The sequence below is a fragment of the Chryseobacterium subflavum genome (assembly GCF_055762745.1).
Genome location: NZ_JBVTMR010000003.1, coordinates 14,874 through 34,836, shown reverse-complemented (window position 1 = coordinate 34,836; position 19,963 = coordinate 14,874). Strand labels below are relative to the sequence as shown.

16 protein-coding genes and 1 pseudogene are annotated in these 19,963 nt (G+C 36.1%); 13 read left to right on the top strand and 4 right to left on the bottom strand.

What is annotated here, in order from left to right:
* Positions 1-2: 2 nt before the first annotated feature.
* The 7 genes and pseudogenes from AC0INN_RS13680 (at position 3) to AC0INN_RS13650 (ending at position 7,835) form a co-directional block, all read left to right on the top strand.
* A complete protein-coding gene (locus AC0INN_RS13680; protein WP_306613629.1) occupies positions 3-3,623 on the top strand; it encodes a DUF6443 domain-containing protein in 3,621 nt (1,206 codons plus the stop codon).
* A complete protein-coding gene (locus tag AC0INN_RS13675) occupies positions 3,607-4,050 on the top strand; it encodes a hypothetical protein (RefSeq protein WP_306613628.1) in 444 nt (147 codons plus the stop codon). Before AC0INN_RS13680 ends, AC0INN_RS13675 begins: the two co-directional genes overlap by 17 nt.
* Before the next feature lie 846 nt (positions 4,051-4,896).
* Positions 4,897-4,998: pseudogene (locus tag AC0INN_RS13670) on the top strand (DUF6572 domain-containing protein); the annotation flags it as partial.
* Between the two features lie 172 nt (positions 4,999-5,170).
* The gene (locus tag AC0INN_RS13665; RefSeq protein WP_306613626.1) at positions 5,171-5,296 is read left to right on the top strand and encodes a hypothetical protein; all 126 of its coding nucleotides are present in this window, start codon (positions 5,171-5,173) and stop codon (positions 5,294-5,296) included.
* 123 nt (positions 5,297-5,419) lie between these two features.
* The gene (locus AC0INN_RS13660) at positions 5,420-5,629 is read left to right on the top strand and encodes a hypothetical protein (RefSeq protein ID WP_306613624.1); all 210 of its coding nucleotides are present in this window, start codon (positions 5,420-5,422) and stop codon (positions 5,627-5,629) included.
* The gene (gene murI / locus AC0INN_RS13655; protein ID WP_306613622.1) at positions 5,626-6,798 is read left to right on the top strand and encodes a glutamate racemase; all 1,173 of its coding nucleotides are present in this window, start codon (positions 5,626-5,628) and stop codon (positions 6,796-6,798) included. Before AC0INN_RS13660 ends, murI begins: the two co-directional genes overlap by 4 nt.
* 530 nt (positions 6,799-7,328) lie before the next feature.
* Complete coding sequence (locus AC0INN_RS13650) at positions 7,329-7,835, top strand: hypothetical protein (RefSeq protein ID WP_306613620.1); 507 nt, start codon at positions 7,329-7,331, stop codon at positions 7,833-7,835.
* A 114-nt stretch (positions 7,836-7,949) separates the two neighbouring features.
* On the opposite strand, the gene AC0INN_RS13645 is transcribed toward AC0INN_RS13650, so the two are convergent.
* Positions 7,950-8,099, bottom strand: coding sequence for a hypothetical protein (locus AC0INN_RS13645; RefSeq protein ID WP_306613618.1), 150 nt, complete (start codon positions 8,097-8,099; stop codon positions 7,950-7,952).
* A gap of 134 nt (positions 8,100-8,233) precedes the next feature.
* Between AC0INN_RS13645 and AC0INN_RS13640 the strand changes: the two genes are divergently transcribed.
* The 5 genes from AC0INN_RS13640 to AC0INN_RS13620 all read left to right on the top strand — a co-directional run bounded on the left by AC0INN_RS13640 (position 8,234) and on the right by AC0INN_RS13620 (position 16,539).
* Positions 8,234-8,815: an RNA polymerase sigma factor gene (locus tag AC0INN_RS13640; RefSeq protein WP_306613617.1), complete on the top strand. Its 582-nt coding sequence runs from the start codon at positions 8,234-8,236 to the stop codon at positions 8,813-8,815.
* 300 nt (positions 8,816-9,115) lie between these two features.
* A complete protein-coding gene (locus AC0INN_RS13635; protein ID WP_306613616.1) occupies positions 9,116-10,042 on the top strand; it encodes a FecR family protein in 927 nt (308 codons plus the stop codon).
* A 125-nt stretch (positions 10,043-10,167) separates the two neighbouring features.
* Positions 10,168-13,728 (top strand): SusC/RagA family TonB-linked outer membrane protein, encoded by a 3,561-nt coding sequence (locus tag AC0INN_RS13630; RefSeq protein WP_306613614.1) that lies wholly within the window; start codon positions 10,168-10,170, stop codon positions 13,726-13,728.
* An 11-nt stretch (positions 13,729-13,739) separates the two neighbouring features.
* Entirely contained in the window at positions 13,740-15,092 is a 1,353-nt protein-coding gene (locus tag AC0INN_RS13625; RefSeq protein WP_306613612.1) for a RagB/SusD family nutrient uptake outer membrane protein, read from the top strand.
* Between the two features lie 4 nt (positions 15,093-15,096).
* Positions 15,097-16,539 (top strand): redoxin family protein, encoded by a 1,443-nt coding sequence (locus AC0INN_RS13620; protein WP_306613610.1) that lies wholly within the window; start codon positions 15,097-15,099, stop codon positions 16,537-16,539.
* 46 nt (positions 16,540-16,585) lie between these two features.
* Here AC0INN_RS13620 and AC0INN_RS13615 read toward each other — a convergent pair whose 3' ends face one another.
* The 3 genes from AC0INN_RS13615 to AC0INN_RS13605 form a co-directional block, all read right to left on the bottom strand.
* Positions 16,586-16,855, bottom strand: coding sequence for a hypothetical protein (locus AC0INN_RS13615; protein WP_306613608.1), 270 nt, complete (start codon positions 16,853-16,855; stop codon positions 16,586-16,588).
* A gap of 88 nt (positions 16,856-16,943) precedes the next feature.
* On the bottom strand, positions 16,944-17,393 hold the full coding sequence (locus AC0INN_RS13610; RefSeq protein ID WP_306613606.1) for a MauE/DoxX family redox-associated membrane protein: 450 nt from the start codon (positions 17,391-17,393) through the stop codon (positions 16,944-16,946).
* A 176-nt stretch (positions 17,394-17,569) separates the two neighbouring features.
* On the bottom strand, positions 17,570-17,818 hold the full coding sequence (locus AC0INN_RS13605) for a hypothetical protein (protein WP_306613605.1): 249 nt from the start codon (positions 17,816-17,818) through the stop codon (positions 17,570-17,572).
* Between the two features lie 427 nt (positions 17,819-18,245).
* On the opposite strand from AC0INN_RS13605, the gene AC0INN_RS13600 reads away from it, so the two are divergent.
* Complete coding sequence (locus AC0INN_RS13600) at positions 18,246-19,931, top strand: helix-turn-helix domain-containing protein (protein WP_306613603.1); 1,686 nt, start codon at positions 18,246-18,248, stop codon at positions 19,929-19,931.
* The last annotated feature ends 32 nt before the right edge of the window (positions 19,932-19,963 follow it).

Below are 19,963 nucleotides of genomic sequence, written 5' to 3'. Positions count from 1 at the left end.
TGATGAAAAAAAATATACTTCCAATAGGTACCCTTTTGTTAATAGGTACCTTACAGGCACAGGTACAGCTCCCTTCGGGGCTTGCAGGTGTAACGAATGAAAACTATATTTATACCCGAACGTATCTTGAACCTAAAACCCAAAGTGATGCGAATGCCAAACAGCTTCAAAGTGTACAGTATTTTGACGGTTTAGGTCGGGCTAAACAGATGGTCAATATCAAGGCATCTCCATTAGAACGTGATGTAGCTATATCCATAGAGTATGACGCCTTTGGAAGACAGGTCAAAGATTATTTACCTGTGCCGCAACCCAATACCCAGAATGGAAAGATCATTCAGGATCCTCTTGGAAATGCAAATGCGGTGTATGGTGGAGACAAGATCTATTCGGAAAAGATTTTAGAAAAATCACCCCTTGACAGGCTTCAACAGCAGATCCAGGTTGGCAATGACTGGGCAAATAAACCTGTGAATTTTAAGTATGAAACTAATGCGGTAGGCGAAGTGAAGAAATTCGTTGCCAAAGCTGCATGGTCAAATAATACCACCTCCTCGGCAATTAATCCAACAATAGCAGATTTTCCAGCCAACCAGTTATATAAGAATACTATTATTGATGAGGATGGTAATCAGACCATTGAATTTAAAAATGGAGAGGGTCAAGTCCTTTTGGTGAGAAAAGTACTGAGTGCCACAGAAAATGCCGATACTTATTATGTCTATAATGATTTTGATCAATTGGCATTTGTTATTACTCCGATGGGAGTTAATGCCATTAATGCTTTACCACCTGGAACTGTTATTCCCAATAACATACTTACCATGATGTGCTACATGTATCGTTATGATCCAAAAGGTAGACTTGCACTGAAAAAAGTACCCCATAAGGGCTGGGAGTATTTTATCTATGACAAGGCAGACCGTATGATTATGTCCCAGGACGCTGTAATGGGAGCAGCAAAACAATGGCTTTTCACTAAGTATGATGATTCTGGCAGGCCTGCATATACGGGTATCTACACATCCGATCAAGCGAACGGACCTGCGGGAAGAGAGATTGAGCAAAACCGTGCAGATGCACTCGCTAGAAATAGCGTAAAGAGAACATCAGCGGTTGGTTTTACAGATGTAAGCGGAATGCAGGTTTATTATGATAATTCTGCTTCCAGTTATCCGAACACCGGAATTAAGGTAATGAGCATTAATTATTATGATACTTATCCTGCCGGAATGCCAGCTTTTACCAATACCTTCTCTCAAGATGTATTATATGATAACCCTTCTGATGTCCGAACCACAAAGGGGCTTCATATGGCATCATTTGTGAAGAACATTGAAGATGATAAGTGGACAAAGAACTTTACGTATTACGATACCAAAGCAAGGCAGATTGGGACATTAACCCAGAATCATCTTGGAGGGTATACAGATACACAGCTTGAACTTGATTTTTCGGGAGTAGTAAAAAGATCGATTACCCTGCATCAGAAAACTGCTGGAGAAACTGGTGTTATGCTGAAAGAACGTTTTGTGTATGATAGCCAAAACAGATTAAAGCAGCATTTTCATCAGGTGGACAATCTTAGTGAAGAACTTCTTGTAGAAAACACTTATAATGAGCTTTCCCAATTAGCCAATAAAACTGTTGGTAACGGTATTCAGAGCATGGATTATACTTATAATATCCGTGGGTGGATGACTGATATCAATAAAAATCAGATGAGCGTTGCCAATATGGGCGGAAAGCTGTTTACCTACAAAATCAAGTACAATCAGAAGCAGGGAATAACCAATCCTGACACTACTTTATTTGCCGGAAAAAATGTAGAAGCAAAATATAACGGGAATATTGCGGAAGTAGATTGGAGGACTGTTGAGTCGATAGGAAGTTTCCCCTCTCTAACGCCTAAACGCTATGGATATGTATATGATAAATTAAACAGACTTATCGCAGGATATTATCAGAACCCTAACAATCCGAACAGTAAGGAGCATACCGAATCCGTAGATTACGACATCAATGGAAATATTACCAACCTTTATCGTACATCGGCACAAAAAAGCGGAGAGACCGTTCCTTTATTGATTGACAACCTGGTATATACATATACTGGAAACCAGGTAACCAAGATAGATGACATCTCTCAGAATCCTTCGGGATATGAAGGTGGAGGTCAAGCAATAAACTATACCGCAAACGGAAGCATGAAGAATATTTTGGATAAGGGGATTAATACTATATTGTATAATTACTTGGAACTTCCAAATGCTGTAACCGTCAATATTCCATCGGGCAATGAAAAAGCTACAATCAATACCCTATACGACGCAGAGGGCACAAAACTCCGTAAGATTAATAATACGGTGATTGATGGAGTAGCTGGGCCAACCACTACAAAATATACAACGGACTATCTGGATGGATTTCAGTATACTAAAAAAGAGTTTATAACTCCAGGAGGCGGAAGCTCAGCATCTTATTCAGCTACATCAGAAACGGCGAAGGCACTTGAAACAGAGGCTTATTCTTTCGATCAGGGACTTTTACCTCCTGCAGAACTTCCCAGGGAAAAGAATCCGGATCTTCAATTTTTTCCAACCTCAGAAGGATATTTTGATTATGCAAAAGATCAGTATATTTACCAGTACAAAGATCATTTGGGTAATGTTCGGCTAAGTTTTGGGAAAAACAGCGCAGGAGCTCTTGAAATTACTGATGCCAATGACTACTATCCCTTTGGGATGAATCACCTGAAAACAGGAAACTCGTTCTTCGCACCGGGCAGTTATAAAAATTACAAGTACAACGGCAAGGAGTTGCAGGAAACAGGTATGTACGACTATGGAGCCAGGATGTACATGGCTGATTTAGGAAGATGGGGTGTTCTGGATCCGTTAGCCGAGCAAATGCGCCGTCATAGTCCGTATAACTATGCTTTTAATAATCCTATTCGTTTCATTGATCCTGATGGAAGAGCCCCCTTCACCGATTATAAACTTCTTCAAAATGGAAGAGTGGAAAGAGTAGATAAAAATGATGGGAGTGAAAAAAACAGTACCGATACAATTTTTGCAATTGATAAAAATGGTAATGTTGATAAGAAAAAGCATATAACGATTAATAAAGGTATTATTGATAATAAAATAGATGGAAAAGCTACTGTTCGAGAAGGCGACAATTCAAGAATTACAGATGCAACGGTTTATATTTCTAGTGATAAAACTTCAATGAAAAGATTATTTAAATTTATCAAAGATAATAGTATTAATGAATTTAGTTTAGCAGGATATAAAAATGTTAAAGAGGGAGGTAAAGAGATTTTTACACTTTCTACTGAATATAAAAAAGCGCAGGAAGGAGTTGGAGGCTATTTAGCATATACAATATTAAATAACAAAAACATGAAAATGACAGAATATACTCATTTACATCCTGGCGGAACTTTGGTGCCATCCGGATTTAACGGGCATGGATCACCTTTAGAGGGTGATAGGGGGAATAAAATACTATTTGAAAATGATTTCTATAATAGTAGAACGCCTGATTTCTTTAAAATCGTTGTACCACATTCAAATGAAACCGTAATCTATGATTCTTCAAAATATGAGGTTAATAAATAAGTGTTTTTTTATTCTTTTATTTTTATTGATTTTCTCTTGTAAAAAAGAAAGTAATATTAGTGAAGCCATAACAAATGAGGCTAAGGAAATGTTGGTTAAAACTTCAAGAATCAGAAATAAAAATGTTTTATATCTTTATACTGAAATTGTAAAAAAAGACACTTTAGTTGGGATTGCATACGGACTACCATTGTATGAAAAGGATAAATATTATTTAAAAATGGTTGGAAATAAACCTCTTTTAATTGAAAAAAATATTTACAACAAGTATTTTGAAAATGAAAAACTAGAAATGTACAATAATCATGAATACTTCAGAAGCGAAACCTATTTCCCTAATATTGGTGAGCCTTATTATGTAAATATATATATTAAAAATGGTAAGGTTAAAAATATAGAAAAGCGGAATATTCCTGAAAACGAATAATAACAATCCATTTACGAAAATGAAAACCTTTTTTAATAGTTGAGAATAGCCACCCTATATTGGTGCTCAGTACTGGTGGAGAGCATGACCTTAATATATTTTTACGTTGGTTCAAGAAAAAGAAAAGTAAATACTATCCTAGTCATATAGGTCATTATTCGATCCAACTATAACTATGAAATACAAGATCCAATACAAATAGATTCATTGTATATTGATTAGAACACGCAAATAATGTCTCTATTTCTAAAACAGAAATTAATTACTAAAAAGCCGATGTACTTATACTTATTTAGAGTTGAGTCTTCTGAAATAACACTTTATGATCCGTTAAGAAAATCATATACACCATATACATTTGCAGACAATAAGAGTATTGTTGAGGAGTATCTTAAAAAAGTTCTTGCTTTGTATTAGTCAAGGATAACTTCAAGACTTACCAAAATGGTAAGTCTTGAATTCAATATAGTGAAACAATGAATCCTACTCATCGATATTCAGAGATAACTGTAACAAAAGCAAAAGCGGTTAATTGTTTGTAAATAATTTTGAAATTAATGTACCACACAGCTGCAATACATCATAAAAAAAATAGGAATAGCAGGCGGCAGGCTTCCCAATTATACAAAATAGTGGAGGAACAGTTGTTGGAAAAGGAAAGCCTGGGATTCCTTGTGGAACTGTTATACCACCAACAACGATTAACGTCGTAAGACCAAAAGAGGATAAACCAAAATAATATTTATGTCAGTAGAAAATAGTAGTGTAATAGATTTTATAAGTACAAAAGATAATGTAGTCACATTAACCATATCACACCATTTGGAATGAGATGCTGAAAACCATTTAGAACTATTGGAAGCTAAGCTCAATTCCTATTTGGATGTTTTGGATAATCAGAGTATTTATGAACTTTATCCTGACTCTGTTGGTAAAGAATCCGAGTAGCATTTAAATATCAACTGGATATGGAAGCAGAAAAATTTTTAACCTCTGTATCAGAGATTTTTAAAACACTTCTGTGTAAATTTTCTTACTATACTTTATAAAATGACTATCCAAAATGTCTAAGAAACTTTGCGTCAGTTCATCGAGTATTGGGAAATGCTTCTCCCCCAAGATGGCTGAAGTTCCAATGCAGGTTTTTATGGGGATTAATGAACTCGAAGAAATCAAAAGGCAGTTTTTGGATAAGGTAGGTAAAGTCCTTTACCTTTGGGGCCACATACTCACAGAACTTCCATAGGAAAGGGCGTAATGTATAAAATAAAAGATTTAAACCATTTAGAATTAATTGGAAAAGGAGATTTAAGAAAGTATTTTTATCCGATTAAAGAATATAATTTACCAATTGTAAAACCACCAAAAGATGTTTGGTAAGGTAGAAAAAGCTATCACAAATCTGCATCTTTTAAATAATGAATTTGCTCATGTAAAAAAATATTTGGCGCTTTTAGCAAGTGCATATTTTGATGCGAATGCAGACGATTCAGCGCTGGAATATTGTGATAAAGCCTTAGCAATCGACTCTAATTATTCTGAAGCACTTGAATTATTACTTCTTAACATAACAAAATGAATGATAAAATAGATTTGAACTATCAAAAAGCAAATGAAACCGATAGTTTCAAAGTACATAATGACTTTCTAAACCAACTATTGTTAGATACCTCCCATGAAAGAATGGAAAAACATTATCAGTTATTCCAAGACAGCCAAAATAAATATCTAAAAAGAATTCTGGGAAAAGGTTTCTTAAAAAGAGGAGACGCTGGTTTGATATTTTTAAGTGGAAAACTTACGAGTGAAAACAATTCTACAAAAAAATCCAATGTAATTCATCTGTTGGGCCTGTCTGGAGCAAAGAAATATATCGAGGGTATAATACCTTATTTGGATAGTAACAGTTATGATTTGAGGTATAAAGCTATTATCGCCATAGGGTGTCCTATTGGAATTTTCGACTCCGGCTATGGCGGCCTTTCTGTATTTAAGGAAATTCAGCAGCTCCTTCCTCAATATGATTATATCTACTTAGGCGATAATGCGCGTGTTCCTTATGGCACACGGTCATTTGAGGCCGTATATAATTATACCAAGCAATGTGTGTTTAAATTGTTTGATTTAGGCTGCAATCTCGTTATATTAGCCTGTAACACGGCTTCGGCAAAGGCATTGAGAACGATTCAGCAAAACGATCTTCCTCCAGGAAAAAAAGTACTTGGGGTCATTAGACCAACAACTGAAATCATCCACAATTATACAAAAACAAACAAGATCGGTATCCTCGCAACGACAGGAACGGTAAAATCTGAATCCTATAAGATCGAGATACATAAATTTAATCCGGAAATTGAGGTTTTTCAACATGACTGTCCTTTTTGGGTTCCTCTGGTTGAAAATAATGAGATCAATACAGAAGGGGCACATTATTTTGTCCAAAAAGATATCCATGAACTGTTACAGAAATCCGATCAAATAGATACCATTGTATTGGCATGTACGCATTACCCCTTATTATTACCTGTAATCGAAAAATACGTCCCAAAAAATGTCAATATTATCTCCCAAGGGCCTATCGTTGCGAAAAGTCTACAGGAATATCTTCACCGTCATGCTGAAATAGAAACATGCTGTTCACAAAACAGCCAGTTGGCCTTCTATACCACAGACGATCCTAGGGATTTTGAAAGCAAAGCAAAAATATTCTTCGGAAAACATGTAGATGCTAGTCACATCAGTGTTTAAAAATTAAAAGCTGCGAATTTTTAAAACTTTTGTCGTTTACCTTTCGTTATTCTAGGTAAAGGAATGTACAATGAAAAAGAACTATGTAACCATTGCATACAATCACGAGATACAGTATTGTGAGTCAAAAGAGTTTTCAACTTTCCAGGAAAGTGCGGACTATTTTAAGACTTTTGAAACATCTGCTCAACCAAATTATATTCCTGTATGTGTCTATAATTTAAGCACAAATGCAGTACTAGAAGTAAGCGATTATTATGTCAATAAAGACCAAGAATTACAACAGATATTGACTCACTGTCTGAACACCCCCTGATATAGGGATTATGAAGTAAGAAGAGTCCGTCTGATAGTTCTTCCGGATCTTCTCAAGGAAATGATGGCGACAACGACTATAACCAATCTGCAGAACACACAAGTGGAGCTAGGGGCTCTACTAAACAAAAACATCAAAATGGTCAGGCAAGAAAAAATAGAGATCAGGGGGGAGAAAAGGGAGATAGAAACAGAAGACGATATAAATAAATAATATGGAAGAATATTTTTTAAAGAATCGAAAAGAAAATATTATCGGTAATAGTTTTAAAGAAGGAAAAAATATAACAGCTATAATTTTTAATCCTGTGGACTACGTCTTAGACGGAATAAAATTCATCAATACCGAAAAGATTGAAAATATAACCGTAGAAACAAATAACTTTAAGAACAAGGTTATGGTGGAAAAGCTTCAAATTTATTTTGAAGAACTGCCAAAAAAAACATTTAAGGATAGTAAAATTAGTAATTTTGAAGAATTATTTACAATTATACAATCCTTAGACATACTATGCGAGCTATCACTTAGTGAGGAAGATGTAGTTTATATAGGTAAAATTATAGAGGTTTATGAAGATTCTATCGATGTTGATTTTTTTGATACTGAATGTAAATTAATGGATCAAGCATATGTTGAATATGAGGATATTACTACTGTAACAGTATTTTCAGATTATTTGAATACCCTATCTGAAGTAATGAAAAAAACAAAAACTAGTTAGAATGGAACAATATATTATAAGTATTTTATAAAAAAAGAACCCTCGCTATTGCACGAATTCTTTCGTGTGGCAGATAATAAAACACCCACCGCTTTGCGGTGGGTGTTTTGTGTTTTATAGCGCTGCAATATTTTTAAGTTTAGCAGCTTTAATAAAAGCATCGATAGTTGCAAAAATGTGAGCTTTAGTATCGCTATCCAGTTCCTGTATAGCTTTTTTTTTACCTTGTTTTACGCCGGATAATTTTTCAAATAGATCTAGCATTAAATATTGGTCTTTTTAAATGATCTGTAAATATATGGAAAACATCAAAGATCGAAAGTTGACATCGTATTATTCATTTCTGAAATATCTAAATATTTTCTAACTTTACTTTATCATTTACCAATTGCCCTATTATGACATTCCGGAATGTGATCGACGAAAGGGCACTGCTTTCCCAGTTTCAAAGCGGTGATAAACTTGCTTTCGACCGGATTTTCACCATGTTTCACTCTTCATTGGTATATTTCGCAGATCGGTTACTTCTGAATATCGGAATGGAAATTTCCAAGGATATCGTACTGGACATATTTCTAAAATTATATGACAGGAGGGAAGGATTTGAAACCCTGTCAAATATTAAGGCTTTCCTTTACATATCTGTTCGGAACAGCTGTCTCAAAGCTATTGAAAAGAAGAAGGTAAAACAAAAGCGGTTTGATCTGTACTCCAAGAACTTTGATGAGTTTGAAGAAAATGTACTGGACAGTATTGTTCAGACCGAAGTATATGAAGAGCTTTACAGAGCGATTGATCTGTTGCCTGAACCATACCGGCTTATCATGGGCAGGCTCGTCAGCGGTGACACGCCAAAAGAAATATCTGAGGAGCTCGGTATTCCTGTCAGTACGATCAATACCCAAAAATCTAGAGCACTTTCACTTTTAAAAAAATCCCTATCAGGTGCTGGAATCGCACTTTTAATGATTTATTCATAATTTTTTAATTTTTTTGAGACAACGCAATATCATTTCGGGTTTCTATTTAAAATGAGACCAATGGAAGAGCGCAGAATCCTTGAAGAATTAAAGATCGTTACGCTTCTGACGAAGTTTGTCAGAGGAGAGGATATGACTGTCCTTGAAGAGAAGACTATTGAGATCTGGCTCAACGAGAGCAGTGCGAACCGTGCTTTCTTTGAGCAATTAAAAGACAAGGAGCATGTTGCTCGGGAACTTCTAAAAATGGATGCTGCAGAGGCTACGACTTCCTCAGAACTTCAAAAATTACATGGCCTCTTGAAGAAACGTCAATCCAATTATAAACGTGTTGTTATTTGGACTTCCGCTGCAGCGATATTGTTGTTCTTCTCGCTTACTCTAATTCTTTACAGGTATCATCAGTCCAGAGATCTCATTGATGAAACGGTTCATGTGGCCACGGCCGACATTGATCCAGGAAGGGATCAGGCTACTCTGAGCTTTGCAGATGGTAAGACACTATCGCTTGATGGAAAGGAACTAAAAACGGATAGGGATGGAACTTTCTATCTGGGAGATAAGGCAATTTCAGAAAATATGAATAAAATGGCCATACTTTCCACACCCAGAAAAGGACAGTATAAGACAACACTTCCAGATGGAACAAAGGTATGGCTGAATGCGGAATCTTCCTTAAAATTCCCTACACAGTTCACAGGAAATGAAAGGCAGGTTGAGCTAATTGGAGAAGGGTATTTTGAGGTGGCACATAATAAGTCAAAACCTTTTATTGTTTCTTCCAGAGGGCAAAAGGTGAAGGTGCTTGGGACAAAGTTCAATATCAACTCCTATGACAATGAACCCAAAATCCAAACGACGCTGGTCAGTGGTAGTGTTGAACTGAGCAACACACAAAATGAGACACCTGTAAAATTAAGACCGGGTCAGCAAGGAATATTATATTCTTTGTCGTCCATCTTCTTCGTCGAGGACGTCGATACTGAATCATTTACTGCATGGACCGAAAGTGATTTCAGGTTTACCGCAACTCCTCTGAAGGAGGTTCTACGGCAACTGGAACGCTGGTATGATGTGGATGTTGATTTTAAAAATGTTCCCAATATCAGGGTTAACGGTGCCATAAGTAGACAGAAGAAGCTTTCTTCTGTGCTGTACACGCTAGAGACGATTACGGACTTGCAGTTTCAAGTTACAAATGAAAGGAGACTCCAGATTATCAGATAGTATATAAAGTTGTTTCATATGTTGGCTCAATAAGAAAAGCCGGAGTCTCGAACACTCCGGCCATTGGGTCTACATCTTAGATTTCCAGCAAAGAAAATTAAATTTTTAACCCTAACTACAAATGTATGAATTATCATGATGTTTCCAAATGGGAATATGTTCCGCCACCCTCGGCTAAATGTTTCCACGAAAGGAAGTGCCTGCAATTCAGTAAAAAGAGTGTTTTATTCTTTCTACTGGCACTGAGCTTTTCCGCAACAAAGGCTCAGCAGATTAGCCTGAATTTACAGAAAGCAACACTTCCCAAGGCTATCGCGGAGATCAGAAAACAGACAAAACTTGATTTTGCCTATAATGAGGATCTGCTCCAAAAGGCAAACCTGATCACGGTGAACCTTAAAAATGCGAGCATAGGTGAGCTATTGAACAAGATGTTTGCCGACCAGCCTATTTCTTATGAAATTGCTGACGGCATTATTATTCTAAAAGAAAAAAGAAATAACAATAGGACATCCCCAAAGGATACAAAGAAAGAACCAAAGACAGAATCCAACCGGAAGACCCTAAAAGGCAGGATTGTGGATCAGAACGGTAATCCGTTAATGGGTGCGACCATAATGGTCAAGGGCACTAATTTTGTCACAAGTTCCGATAGCAATGGTTTTTTTGAGCTTCCCGATGACTATCAGAACGACACCATCACCATATCCTATTTAGGTTACGTACAGACTGAGACAACCTCAAAGAATGCCTCCAATATTGTCCTGTATGCAAATCCTAACAGGATAGAGGAAGTTTCCGTTGTTGCCAGTGGTTACCAGAGCATTCCCAAGGAGCGGGCTACGGGATCATTTTCCAAGGTTGACAATGCTACTTTTAACCGTCAGGTTTCTACGGATGTTATCAGCAGACTGAAGGGTATTGCGCCTTCCATTTTATTTGATGAGCGTTCAGGTTCTCCAAAATTAACGATCAGGGGACAGGCTACGATCTTTGGGAATGATCAGCCATTGATTGTTGTTGACAATTTTCCGTACGAAGGTGATATCAACAATATCAATCCGAACGACGTTGAGGATATTGATATTTTGAAGGATGCGGCAGCAGCTTCCATCTGGGGAGTTCGTGCTGGTAATGGTGTGATCGTCATAAAAACTAAAAAAGGACGAGCTGACCAGCCGATGAATATTGGATTTACCTCTAATGTTACGATAGGGCAGAAGCCTGACCTGAACTATATTCCTCAGATCAAACCGACTGACTTTATCGATATTGAAAAAATGCTTTTTGACAAAGGGTTTTACGATGGCGTGATAGGCAATACCGCAGGTAATAGTCCATATTCACCTGTTGTCAACATCCTCAACGACCAGAAAAACGGTAAATTAACAGAGCAGCAAGCAAATACACAGATTGATGCTTTGCGGAGTAATAATCTTCGCCGAGATATCAGTAAATATTTATATCAGCCCAGTGTTAAGCAGCAGTACGCTTTAAACTTTAATGGCGGAACAAACAAGTATACTTATTACTTTTCAGCGGGATTCGACAAAAACCAAAACTCAGAAAAAGGAAGTGGATTTAACAGAATAACTTTAAATAGTAATCAGCTTTTTCGGCCAATTCAAAATCTTGAGATTTCAGCAGGGATTTCCTACAATCAAAATAACCAATCTACATCAAATGTTCTCTCTATGCTTAGCAATATGGGGTCACAGTTGATGTACCCATATGCACGGCTTGTAGATGAAAATGGTAATCCTGCGGCCGTTATAAAAGACTTTAGCAACGCGCTGAAACAAAAAGCATTTTCGGAGGGATTATTGAACTGGGATCTTGTACCATTGAACGAACGAAATTATCAGGACTATAAGACGAAACAATCTGAAATTCGTATAAATACAGCCCTTAAATACATCATCACTCCATTTTTATCTGCAGAGGTAAGGTTTCAGTATGAAAATCAAATAGGTAATGTACGAAATTATTATGATCAGGAAAGTTACTTTATGCGAAACTTGATCAACCTCTATACCTCTGTTAATAATGGTACAGTATCCAGAAATATTCCTTTAGGTGGAATGTTGGATAACACGCACACTGAACTTAGTTCCCTAAATGGTAGATTCCAACTAAATTTTGATCATAAATGGGGTAAACATCAACTTAACGCAATTGCCGGATTTGAAGCTAGAGAAGCAAAAGTTAAGGGAAATTCAAGCCGACTATATGGTTTCGATCCAAACGTTGGGTCAAGTATTAATGTTGATTACCTCTCGCAGTTTGATTTATATGGAAATGGCGGGCAGGCATCAATTCCAAATAATAATGATTATACTGAAACAGTAGACAGGATGCGATCCTATTATTTTAACGGTGCATACAATTATGATCTGCGCTACGTTTTTTCAGCTAGTGCACGTATTGATCAATCTAATCTTTTTGGTGTAAATACAAATCAAAAATCAGTACCCCTTTGGTCTTTAGGTGGAAAATGGAACATGGGTAAAGAGAAATTCTATCATTTGGATTGGTTACCTACTTTAAGTCTGAGGTCTACTTTCGGTTACAGTGGTAATTTGGACCGTAGTATCACCGCTTATACAACAGCTATGCTGACCACTAATAGTATAAATCAGATGCCAGCGGCCTATTTGCTAAATCCCCCTAACAAAAATTTGAGATGGGAGAAAAATGCGATGTGGAATGTAGGTGTAGATTTTGTAGCAAAAGATAACCGAATTTCAGGTAGTATCGAATACTTTGGGCGAAAGGGAACAGATCTGATCGGGAATGGACCAATTGATCCTACAACGGGGTTTACCTCTTTTAGAGGTAATCTTGCAGATATGAAGGGAAGAGGTCTTGATATTCAAATTAATTCTATAAATCTACAATCTAAAAATTTTGTATGGAAAACTGTTGCTCTTTTTTCTTTGGCAAAAGATAAAGTAACGAAGTACCAAAAATCAACTACGATATATAACTTCATCACAGATAACAGTATTTATAGAAATGCCTCATCATATTCCCCAGTTGTCGGTAGATCATTGTTCGGGGTTTATTCATATCCTTGGGCAGGGTTAGATCCTGAGAACGGTCAGGCAAGAGGATACCTAGAGAACCAACCATCTTCAGAGTACTCACTAATTACGCAGTATTTAGGAGAAGATCCGGAAAATAATCTTGTTTATCATGGTGCTGCATTGCCTACCCATTTTGGGGCGTTAAGAAATACTTTCAATTATTCCGGACTAGAATTGTCATTTAATATTACTTATCGATTCGGTTATTATTTTAGACGGAATAGCATTTCATATTCAGGACTCTACAGTAGATATTATGGTCATGGAGACTATTACAGCAGATGGCAAAAGCCAGGGGACGAATTATTAACAAATGTACCTGCTATGCTATATCCGGCTAATAATCTTGCCGATCAATACTATCTAAATTCGGAGACTTTAATTGACAAAGGCGACCATATAAGGTTACATGATGTTGTTCTTTCATATGATTTTAAAAATCGTGGATTAAAAAACATTGGTATTAAGAATTTAAAAGTCTTTGCTGTAGCAAGCAACTTGGGGATTTTGTGGAAATCAACAAAGGCTGATTTAGATCCGGACTTTCCAAATTTTAAACCCGTTAGGAATTTTTCACTCGGACTTAACTGTTCACTTTAAGGACTGTAATTATGAAAAAAATATACACTATCTATCTGGGAGTGGTTTTTATTCTCTTTAGTTCCTGTTCCAAGGAATGGCTTGAAAAGAAACAAGATATAAAACTTATTGTTCCTACTACGCTCAACGATCTTGATCTATTATTGAACGTTTCAACTTTTGAACAGGATGGACGTGGTTCTACAGAAATGTCATCTGACGAAGCAGAGTATACTGTAGATCAATTTAATGCTTTACCACTGGCTTTTCAGCGTAATTTAGCTACTTGGAACGTTACTATATATGAAGAATTGACGGGTATTCAAAATGAATGGAATGTCGCGTATAGTCAAATACAAGTTTGTAATGTCGTACTGAATGGACTTAATAAAATAGAGCGTAGTGAAAACAACAAGCTTTTTTACGATCGCATAAAAGGAACAGCTCTTTACCATCGTTCAAGACAATTTTTAAATCTTGCAATGACCTTTTGCAAATATTATGAAGTTGCAAATGCTAATAGTGAACTGGGGATACCTTTGAAACTTACAGACGATTTGGATGAACGGATTTATAGATCTACTTTGGAAGAAACATATCAAAGAATAGTTCAGGATCTGACAATGGCTGCATCAATTTTACCCATTGAAAAGATTTCACAAACCCATATAGCGAAAGGTGGAGCGTATGCATTACTGGCTAGGACATTGTTATACATGGATAATTTTCAGGGAGCAAAAAATGCTGCTGATTCAAGTTATCTATACCATAACTTTATTGAAGATTATAATAACTTAAACTCCACAGCATCTCGCCCTTTGAGTATTCAAAGTAAAGAAATGCATATTCCATTAAGTCCTCGTATGTCTGTAAACTACGCAACGGTAGGGCGGATAAATCAAGATTTGTATGATAGCTATAAGGAAAACGACCTGCGCAAAGTTCTATTTTTTAAGAAGGAATCGGACGGGAAATATAGCTTTAAAGGGCATTACAGAGCAGCGATGTTTTCAGGAACCTCAACTCCAGAAGTTTTATTAATTGGTGCAGAATCAAGGGTACGGCTTGGTGATTTAAATGGGGCAATTGAGCAATTGAATTCGTTATTAATAAAAAGGTTTAAGAGTGGCAAATTTATACCATATGATGTAGGAACTGCTGATCAAATATTGGACATTATTTTAAGCGAACGAAGAAAAGAGCTACTAACCAGATGTCTTCGCTGGCAAGATTTAAAACGACTAAATCGTGATCCCAGATATGCTAAAACATTAACTCGGAAAATTGGTGACCAGATTTATTCTTTGCCTGCGGGTGATCCGAGGTATATCCTACCAATCCCTCAATTTATTATCAATTTTAATGGTATTACACAAAATGATTAATTACATGAAAAATATATTATTAACCCTTGTGTCCATTTTATATTGCCTTTCATGCATAGCAAAAGGTAACACAAGAATATCTGTTAATATGCCTCAGATAGACACAATAGCACTCCAGGTGACTATTGGCATAACGGATCCGATGTTAAATTTAGGTTTACAATATTATGCAGATACTGCTCTTATCAACAATGGAAAATGTCAATTTTCATTTGATATAAAATACCCGAGCTTCATGTGTCTTAGAATTAATAACAAATATGCGACTATGCCAGGTGATTATTATGTTTTAATAGAGCCCAATGATAACATTACATTTGATATTCCTTCCATAAAAGAAGCTGACTTTTTTGGATGGGGAATCATGAAAGTCAACATCAGCGGGAAAGGAAGCAAGAAAATAAATTTATACAAAAAAGCAATGGGTAGGTGTCTTAAGTTGTATGCCAAAGATCCTGATTATGCAAAACAGAGCATAAGTTATATGTATGAATCAACAGATAAAAAATTAAGTGTTATAAATTCGACCCTGAAAGAAGATAAAACTGTTCATATTAATATTAAGAATATAATCAAGGCACAAATATATGGAAGTGTAATGACGGCCCTTATGAGATCGAGTAAAAGGAGCGAAAGTGATTCACTTCGATTTTTATTTGATAAATATATTATACGTAAAAAAAGAATGGATGTATTTTATAAGAAAGATGTAGTGCGGTATGGTGGTACGATCGGTTCGTATTTGATTTTAAGTGAGTTTAAAAACCCCGCCACAGTGGGCGCAGATGATTTTGAGAAAAAGAATAGGATTCAATATGCAGAAATTTTGGTGAAGCGACTAAAAAACTATCCAGAAATTAGAGATTATTTATTGTCGAGACATTTGATATCTTCTATAAGAAGCGGTTTCGATTCGACGACTGTAAAGCTTTATGGATACTATTGTAATGAGTCTGATTTTAATAATCCTAATTATAATACAGTGGTTGAATTATATAATGATATGGAACGAAAACTTAGTGTTGGAAAACCATTTTATAATTTTTCTCTGCCAGATTCAATGGGGAAGTTTCACAATTTAACTGAGTTCAAAGGAAAAGTCCTTGTAATAGATTTTTGGTATAACGGATGCGGAGGATGCAAATTGATGGTTCCTGTACTTGAACAAATAGAAAATGAAATTAAGGGGCAAAATATTCAATTTATTTCAATAGGTATTGACAATAGAGAGTTGTGGTTAGAAGGAATTGGAAAATATTCAAGTTCAAATTCGCTACAATTATATACAAATGCCAAAAGTAAAGAACATCCTATGATGAAATATCTAAATATTTATGCATATCCTAGATTGATAGTTGTAGATAAAGAGGGAAATATAGTCGCAGTGCCTCCTGAACCTAGGTTAAGAAAGAATGCATTTATAGCATTTATTAATAATCTATTGTAAGATTTTTAAGAATAAAAAAAGGCTGTCCATTTTGGACAGCCTTTTTTTATTCTGATATTTCACCATAATGCATCTTGCTGGCATTTCCAGTTGGTAAATTAGTTGTTGTATTGTACTCTTGTGAACACAGAATATTTGGATTATCATCTGGACATTTATTTTCACCTGTCACCTGTGGTCCTCGTGAATTATCAGGGTTCACGTAAAATTCTTGTAAAGCTACTTTTGCACTGCTACTTGCCGGAGCAAAAGAGAAAGCTGCGAAACTTCCGATTGCAATTGCTGCAATTCCTAATGTAATTCGTAACTGTTTCATGATGTTGGTGCTTTTATAAATCAAAAAGCTAAACTTTAGTTAGTTTTTTGCCTACTCTTTGTTCAGGTTTTCGGCTTCTCCTGTTTGGTTAGTTATAACTGGTCTGAACACTGTCGTGTGGGGCACGCTTTAGCGTTAAAAAAGTGAACAGACCAATACTGTTGATTGCAAGTGCAATAAAATTAAAATATAACTGATCTTGCCACTTCATACCTCTTATCATCGCTATACAAGAGCACGGAATACTCGGTGCAAAATGCAGTATATAAATAAGATAGCCTGTATAGAGCAACAATACTGTTGATGAGGTCATCAGTCCAATTCCTCTCCATTTCTTATTGATGAGTAGTACAACAATTCCAATATGTACGATTTGTAAGACATATGGCAAGGTCTTCCCACCTGCAGATAGGAGGTAAGCACCTTGTATCTGTCTGCAAAAAGTTTCAAAATCGAAAATTTTGCTTGCGAAAGTATATGCCCATATAAGGAGTAGTATAAATATTGTCAATTCAGTTACGATGTTCTTGATTCTCATGATATGGTTATTTGGTGGTTGTTATAAATGTCTTAATTGGTAGCTTGCATTTCTAGGATTTAAAAATTTATTTTCAAAATTTCTATTTCATCAAATTTAGAATGCCCTTTGGCTGAAATGCAAGAACTTGTTGTCTGAGAATCCAAATGCACGCTGTATTAGAAAAATTTCACAGGTTAATGTTTCCATTGATCCTTGTCTTTTTGGGGTGGATCTTTGATCTCATTTCCGTCCACGTCAAAACTTAAATTTGATGTCGTTTGCAAAGTGTCATTCTCTGTTTTTAAATAGAGCTTTTGCTGATTTTCTTTTTCAGCCAGCCTGTTTCCTTCTGGTACTATTTGCATTTCATCCTGTCTGCAAGATTGTAGTGCGCAAAGGGTGAAGAGAATTATCGATATTGAGATAACAGTTGTTTTTTTCATTGTAAAATTTAGTTAGATTATCTCGGCCGAGACGGGGTTGAATTCTGTGGTCCAAATTATCAGTCTTTTGGGTAGGTTAAAACAACTTGTGGTCTCAGTTATCAAATGCACACCAATACATTGCTCCTACAGCAGATGTATATAATTGAGAAAAAGTCACCTAATATTTTGCGAAAAAATGTTGAATCGGGAGCATTTTTAAAGTGTATTAGAAATCATTCACATGTATTAGAAAGCAAATTCACACCCTGTATTTTAACGGTGTGTTTTATAATATACTGATATGCAGTGTGTTTTTTTGTAAAATACTTTTTCACTTAGCCAAGAATTTAGGTTGCGTGGTGTATGAGAAATTTTCTTAATTTTAGATTAACACTTAGTCATGAAGCGCCTACAAATTCATTTTTTATCAATCATATTAGTTTTTATGTGCGAATTGCTGTTTGCCCAGCAACAAAAGCTGAGCGATTTTTATCTCATCCAGCGTCAATATGAGAACCTTCCAGAAAATGATGTAGCTGCACTTCCGCTAGTAGGGAAGCTTATCTGCAAGGCAAAACTTGAAAATAATCAGAAGCAGCTGTTTCTTGGTTATAAGGATGCCCGCTATTACTCGGCTGAACCGCAGGTTAAACTGAAATATGCGGACAGTGCGATTTATGTCGCAAAAGCAATTAAGAACGATAGCTTGCTGAGCAGTGCGTATATGAGCAAAGGAGTGGTTTATTACTTCTATCTCAAAAAATATAAGCTAGCCCTAAATGAATATTTAAAAGCTTTTGAGAAGAATAAAAGCAATAAAGATCCATATTACAGAAACAAACTGAATTATCACATAGGAGTTGTTAAAAGCTATATCGGTTATTATAGGGAAGCTCTTAATAATTTTGAGGAGGGCAGGGCATTTTTTGAGGGTGAGATCAAGAAGTATCAGCACCCAAATTTGATGTATGGGAATCAAAGAGGGTACTTGAATACGATCCACCAAATGGCCGTCTGTTACCGCAAACTGGATGATTATAAAAGGGCTGATTCGCTGATAGCGGTAGGTCTCGCCGGATCATCGAAAAATGGGGATTACAGGCAGGAGCAAAGTTATTTCCTGACAGAAGAGGGTATCCGGGAATTCCGCAACAAGCATTATAGCAGTGCGGTCAAAATGTTGAACAATTCATTATCAGAGCTGATCCAGGTCAATGACTTCGCGTGGTTGACCGTATCGTACTCCTACCTGGGCAGAGCCAAGTGGGAGCAGGGAAATACCGGAGAAGCGATCAGGGATTTTGAAAAGATAGATTCAATTTTCGTAAAGCATAATTTTGTTCTTCCGGAAGTACGGCATATATATGTCGATCTGATAAATTATTATGCAGATAAAAAAGATAATACAAAATCATTATACTATAGCAGACAGCTTCTAAAGGTCGATAAAATTCTTGAAGAAGATTTCGTTTACCTGTCTTCAAAAATCCATCAGGAATATGATGCTGATAAACTTTTGCAGGAGAAGGATAAATTGCAGCGGATATCCTGGATTAGAGGAACTGTTTACATGATCATATTATTTATTTTTTCCTTTGGAGCATTTTATCTGCTTTTAAGGCTGAGATCCAGAAAGACGGTTACTGGTCGTAATAGCATTTTAGGGATTAACCTTGCAGGTGGCACCTTAAATATGGAAGGGGAAGGAGCGTTCAGGATACGAACATACAGGAAAACTGATATAGGTAATGGCATTGTTGAGGATGTTCTTAAGAAACTGAGTGAATTTGAAGCAAATCATGAATATCTTAATGAGCATATTAAGCTTAAATCAATGGCCAAAAGTTTTGGCGTAAACCACAATTATCTATCCGAAATTATTCAGGCACACAGGGGAACAAATTTTCATCTATATCTCTGCGAGTTGCGGATTTCCTATATTACTGAGAAACTTGACACCGATCGGGAATACCATAAGTATACCAGTGAGACACTCGCAAAAATGTGTGGAATTTCATCAAGGACTAATTTTTCAAAAGTATTCCTGCAGATAAATGGTATGAATTTCACACAATATCTACACAAAGTCAAATCTGAAATGGGTGGTGCTTCTATATCTATAAATGAATAAAATTCGCAAAGCACCTTACGGATTTCCGTAAT

Bases quoted from the DNA above. Each gene is read 5' to 3' on its own strand.
- AC0INN_RS13630 (WP_306613614.1), top strand. From the start codon at position 10,168: ATGAATTATCATGATGTTTCCAAATGGGAATATGTTCCGCCACCCTCG.
- AC0INN_RS13650 (WP_306613620.1), top strand. From the start codon at position 7,329: ATGGAAGAATATTTTTTAAAGAATCGAAAAGAAAATATTATCGGTAAT.
- AC0INN_RS13610 (WP_306613606.1), bottom strand. From the start codon at position 17,393: ATGAGAATCAAGAACATCGTAACTGAATTGACAATATTTATACTACTC.
- AC0INN_RS13615 (WP_306613608.1), bottom strand. From the start codon at position 16,855: ATGAAACAGTTACGAATTACATTAGGAATTGCAGCAATTGCAATCGGA.
- AC0INN_RS13660 (WP_306613624.1), top strand. From the start codon at position 5,420: ATGTTTGGTAAGGTAGAAAAAGCTATCACAAATCTGCATCTTTTAAAT.
- AC0INN_RS13640 (WP_306613617.1), top strand. From the start codon at position 8,234: ATGACATTCCGGAATGTGATCGACGAAAGGGCACTGCTTTCCCAGTTT.
- AC0INN_RS13600 (WP_306613603.1), top strand. From the start codon at position 18,246: ATGTGCGAATTGCTGTTTGCCCAGCAACAAAAGCTGAGCGATTTTTAT.
- AC0INN_RS13605 (WP_306613605.1), bottom strand. From the start codon at position 17,818: ATGAAAAAAACAACTGTTATCTCAATATCGATAATTCTCTTCACCCTT.
- AC0INN_RS13665 (WP_306613626.1), top strand. From the start codon at position 5,171: ATGGCTGAAGTTCCAATGCAGGTTTTTATGGGGATTAATGAACTCGAA.
- AC0INN_RS13625 (WP_306613612.1), top strand. From the start codon at position 13,740: ATGAAAAAAATATACACTATCTATCTGGGAGTGGTTTTTATTCTCTTT.
- AC0INN_RS13680 (WP_306613629.1), top strand. From the start codon at position 3: ATGAAAAAAAATATACTTCCAATAGGTACCCTTTTGTTAATAGGTACC.
- AC0INN_RS13675 (WP_306613628.1), top strand. From the start codon at position 3,607: ATGAGGTTAATAAATAAGTGTTTTTTTATTCTTTTATTTTTATTGATT.
- AC0INN_RS13620 (WP_306613610.1), top strand. From the start codon at position 15,097: ATGAAAAATATATTATTAACCCTTGTGTCCATTTTATATTGCCTTTCA.
- murI (WP_306613622.1), top strand. From the start codon at position 5,626: ATGAATGATAAAATAGATTTGAACTATCAAAAAGCAAATGAAACCGAT.
- AC0INN_RS13645 (WP_306613618.1), bottom strand. From the start codon at position 8,099: ATGCTAGATCTATTTGAAAAATTATCCGGCGTAAAACAAGGTAAAAAA.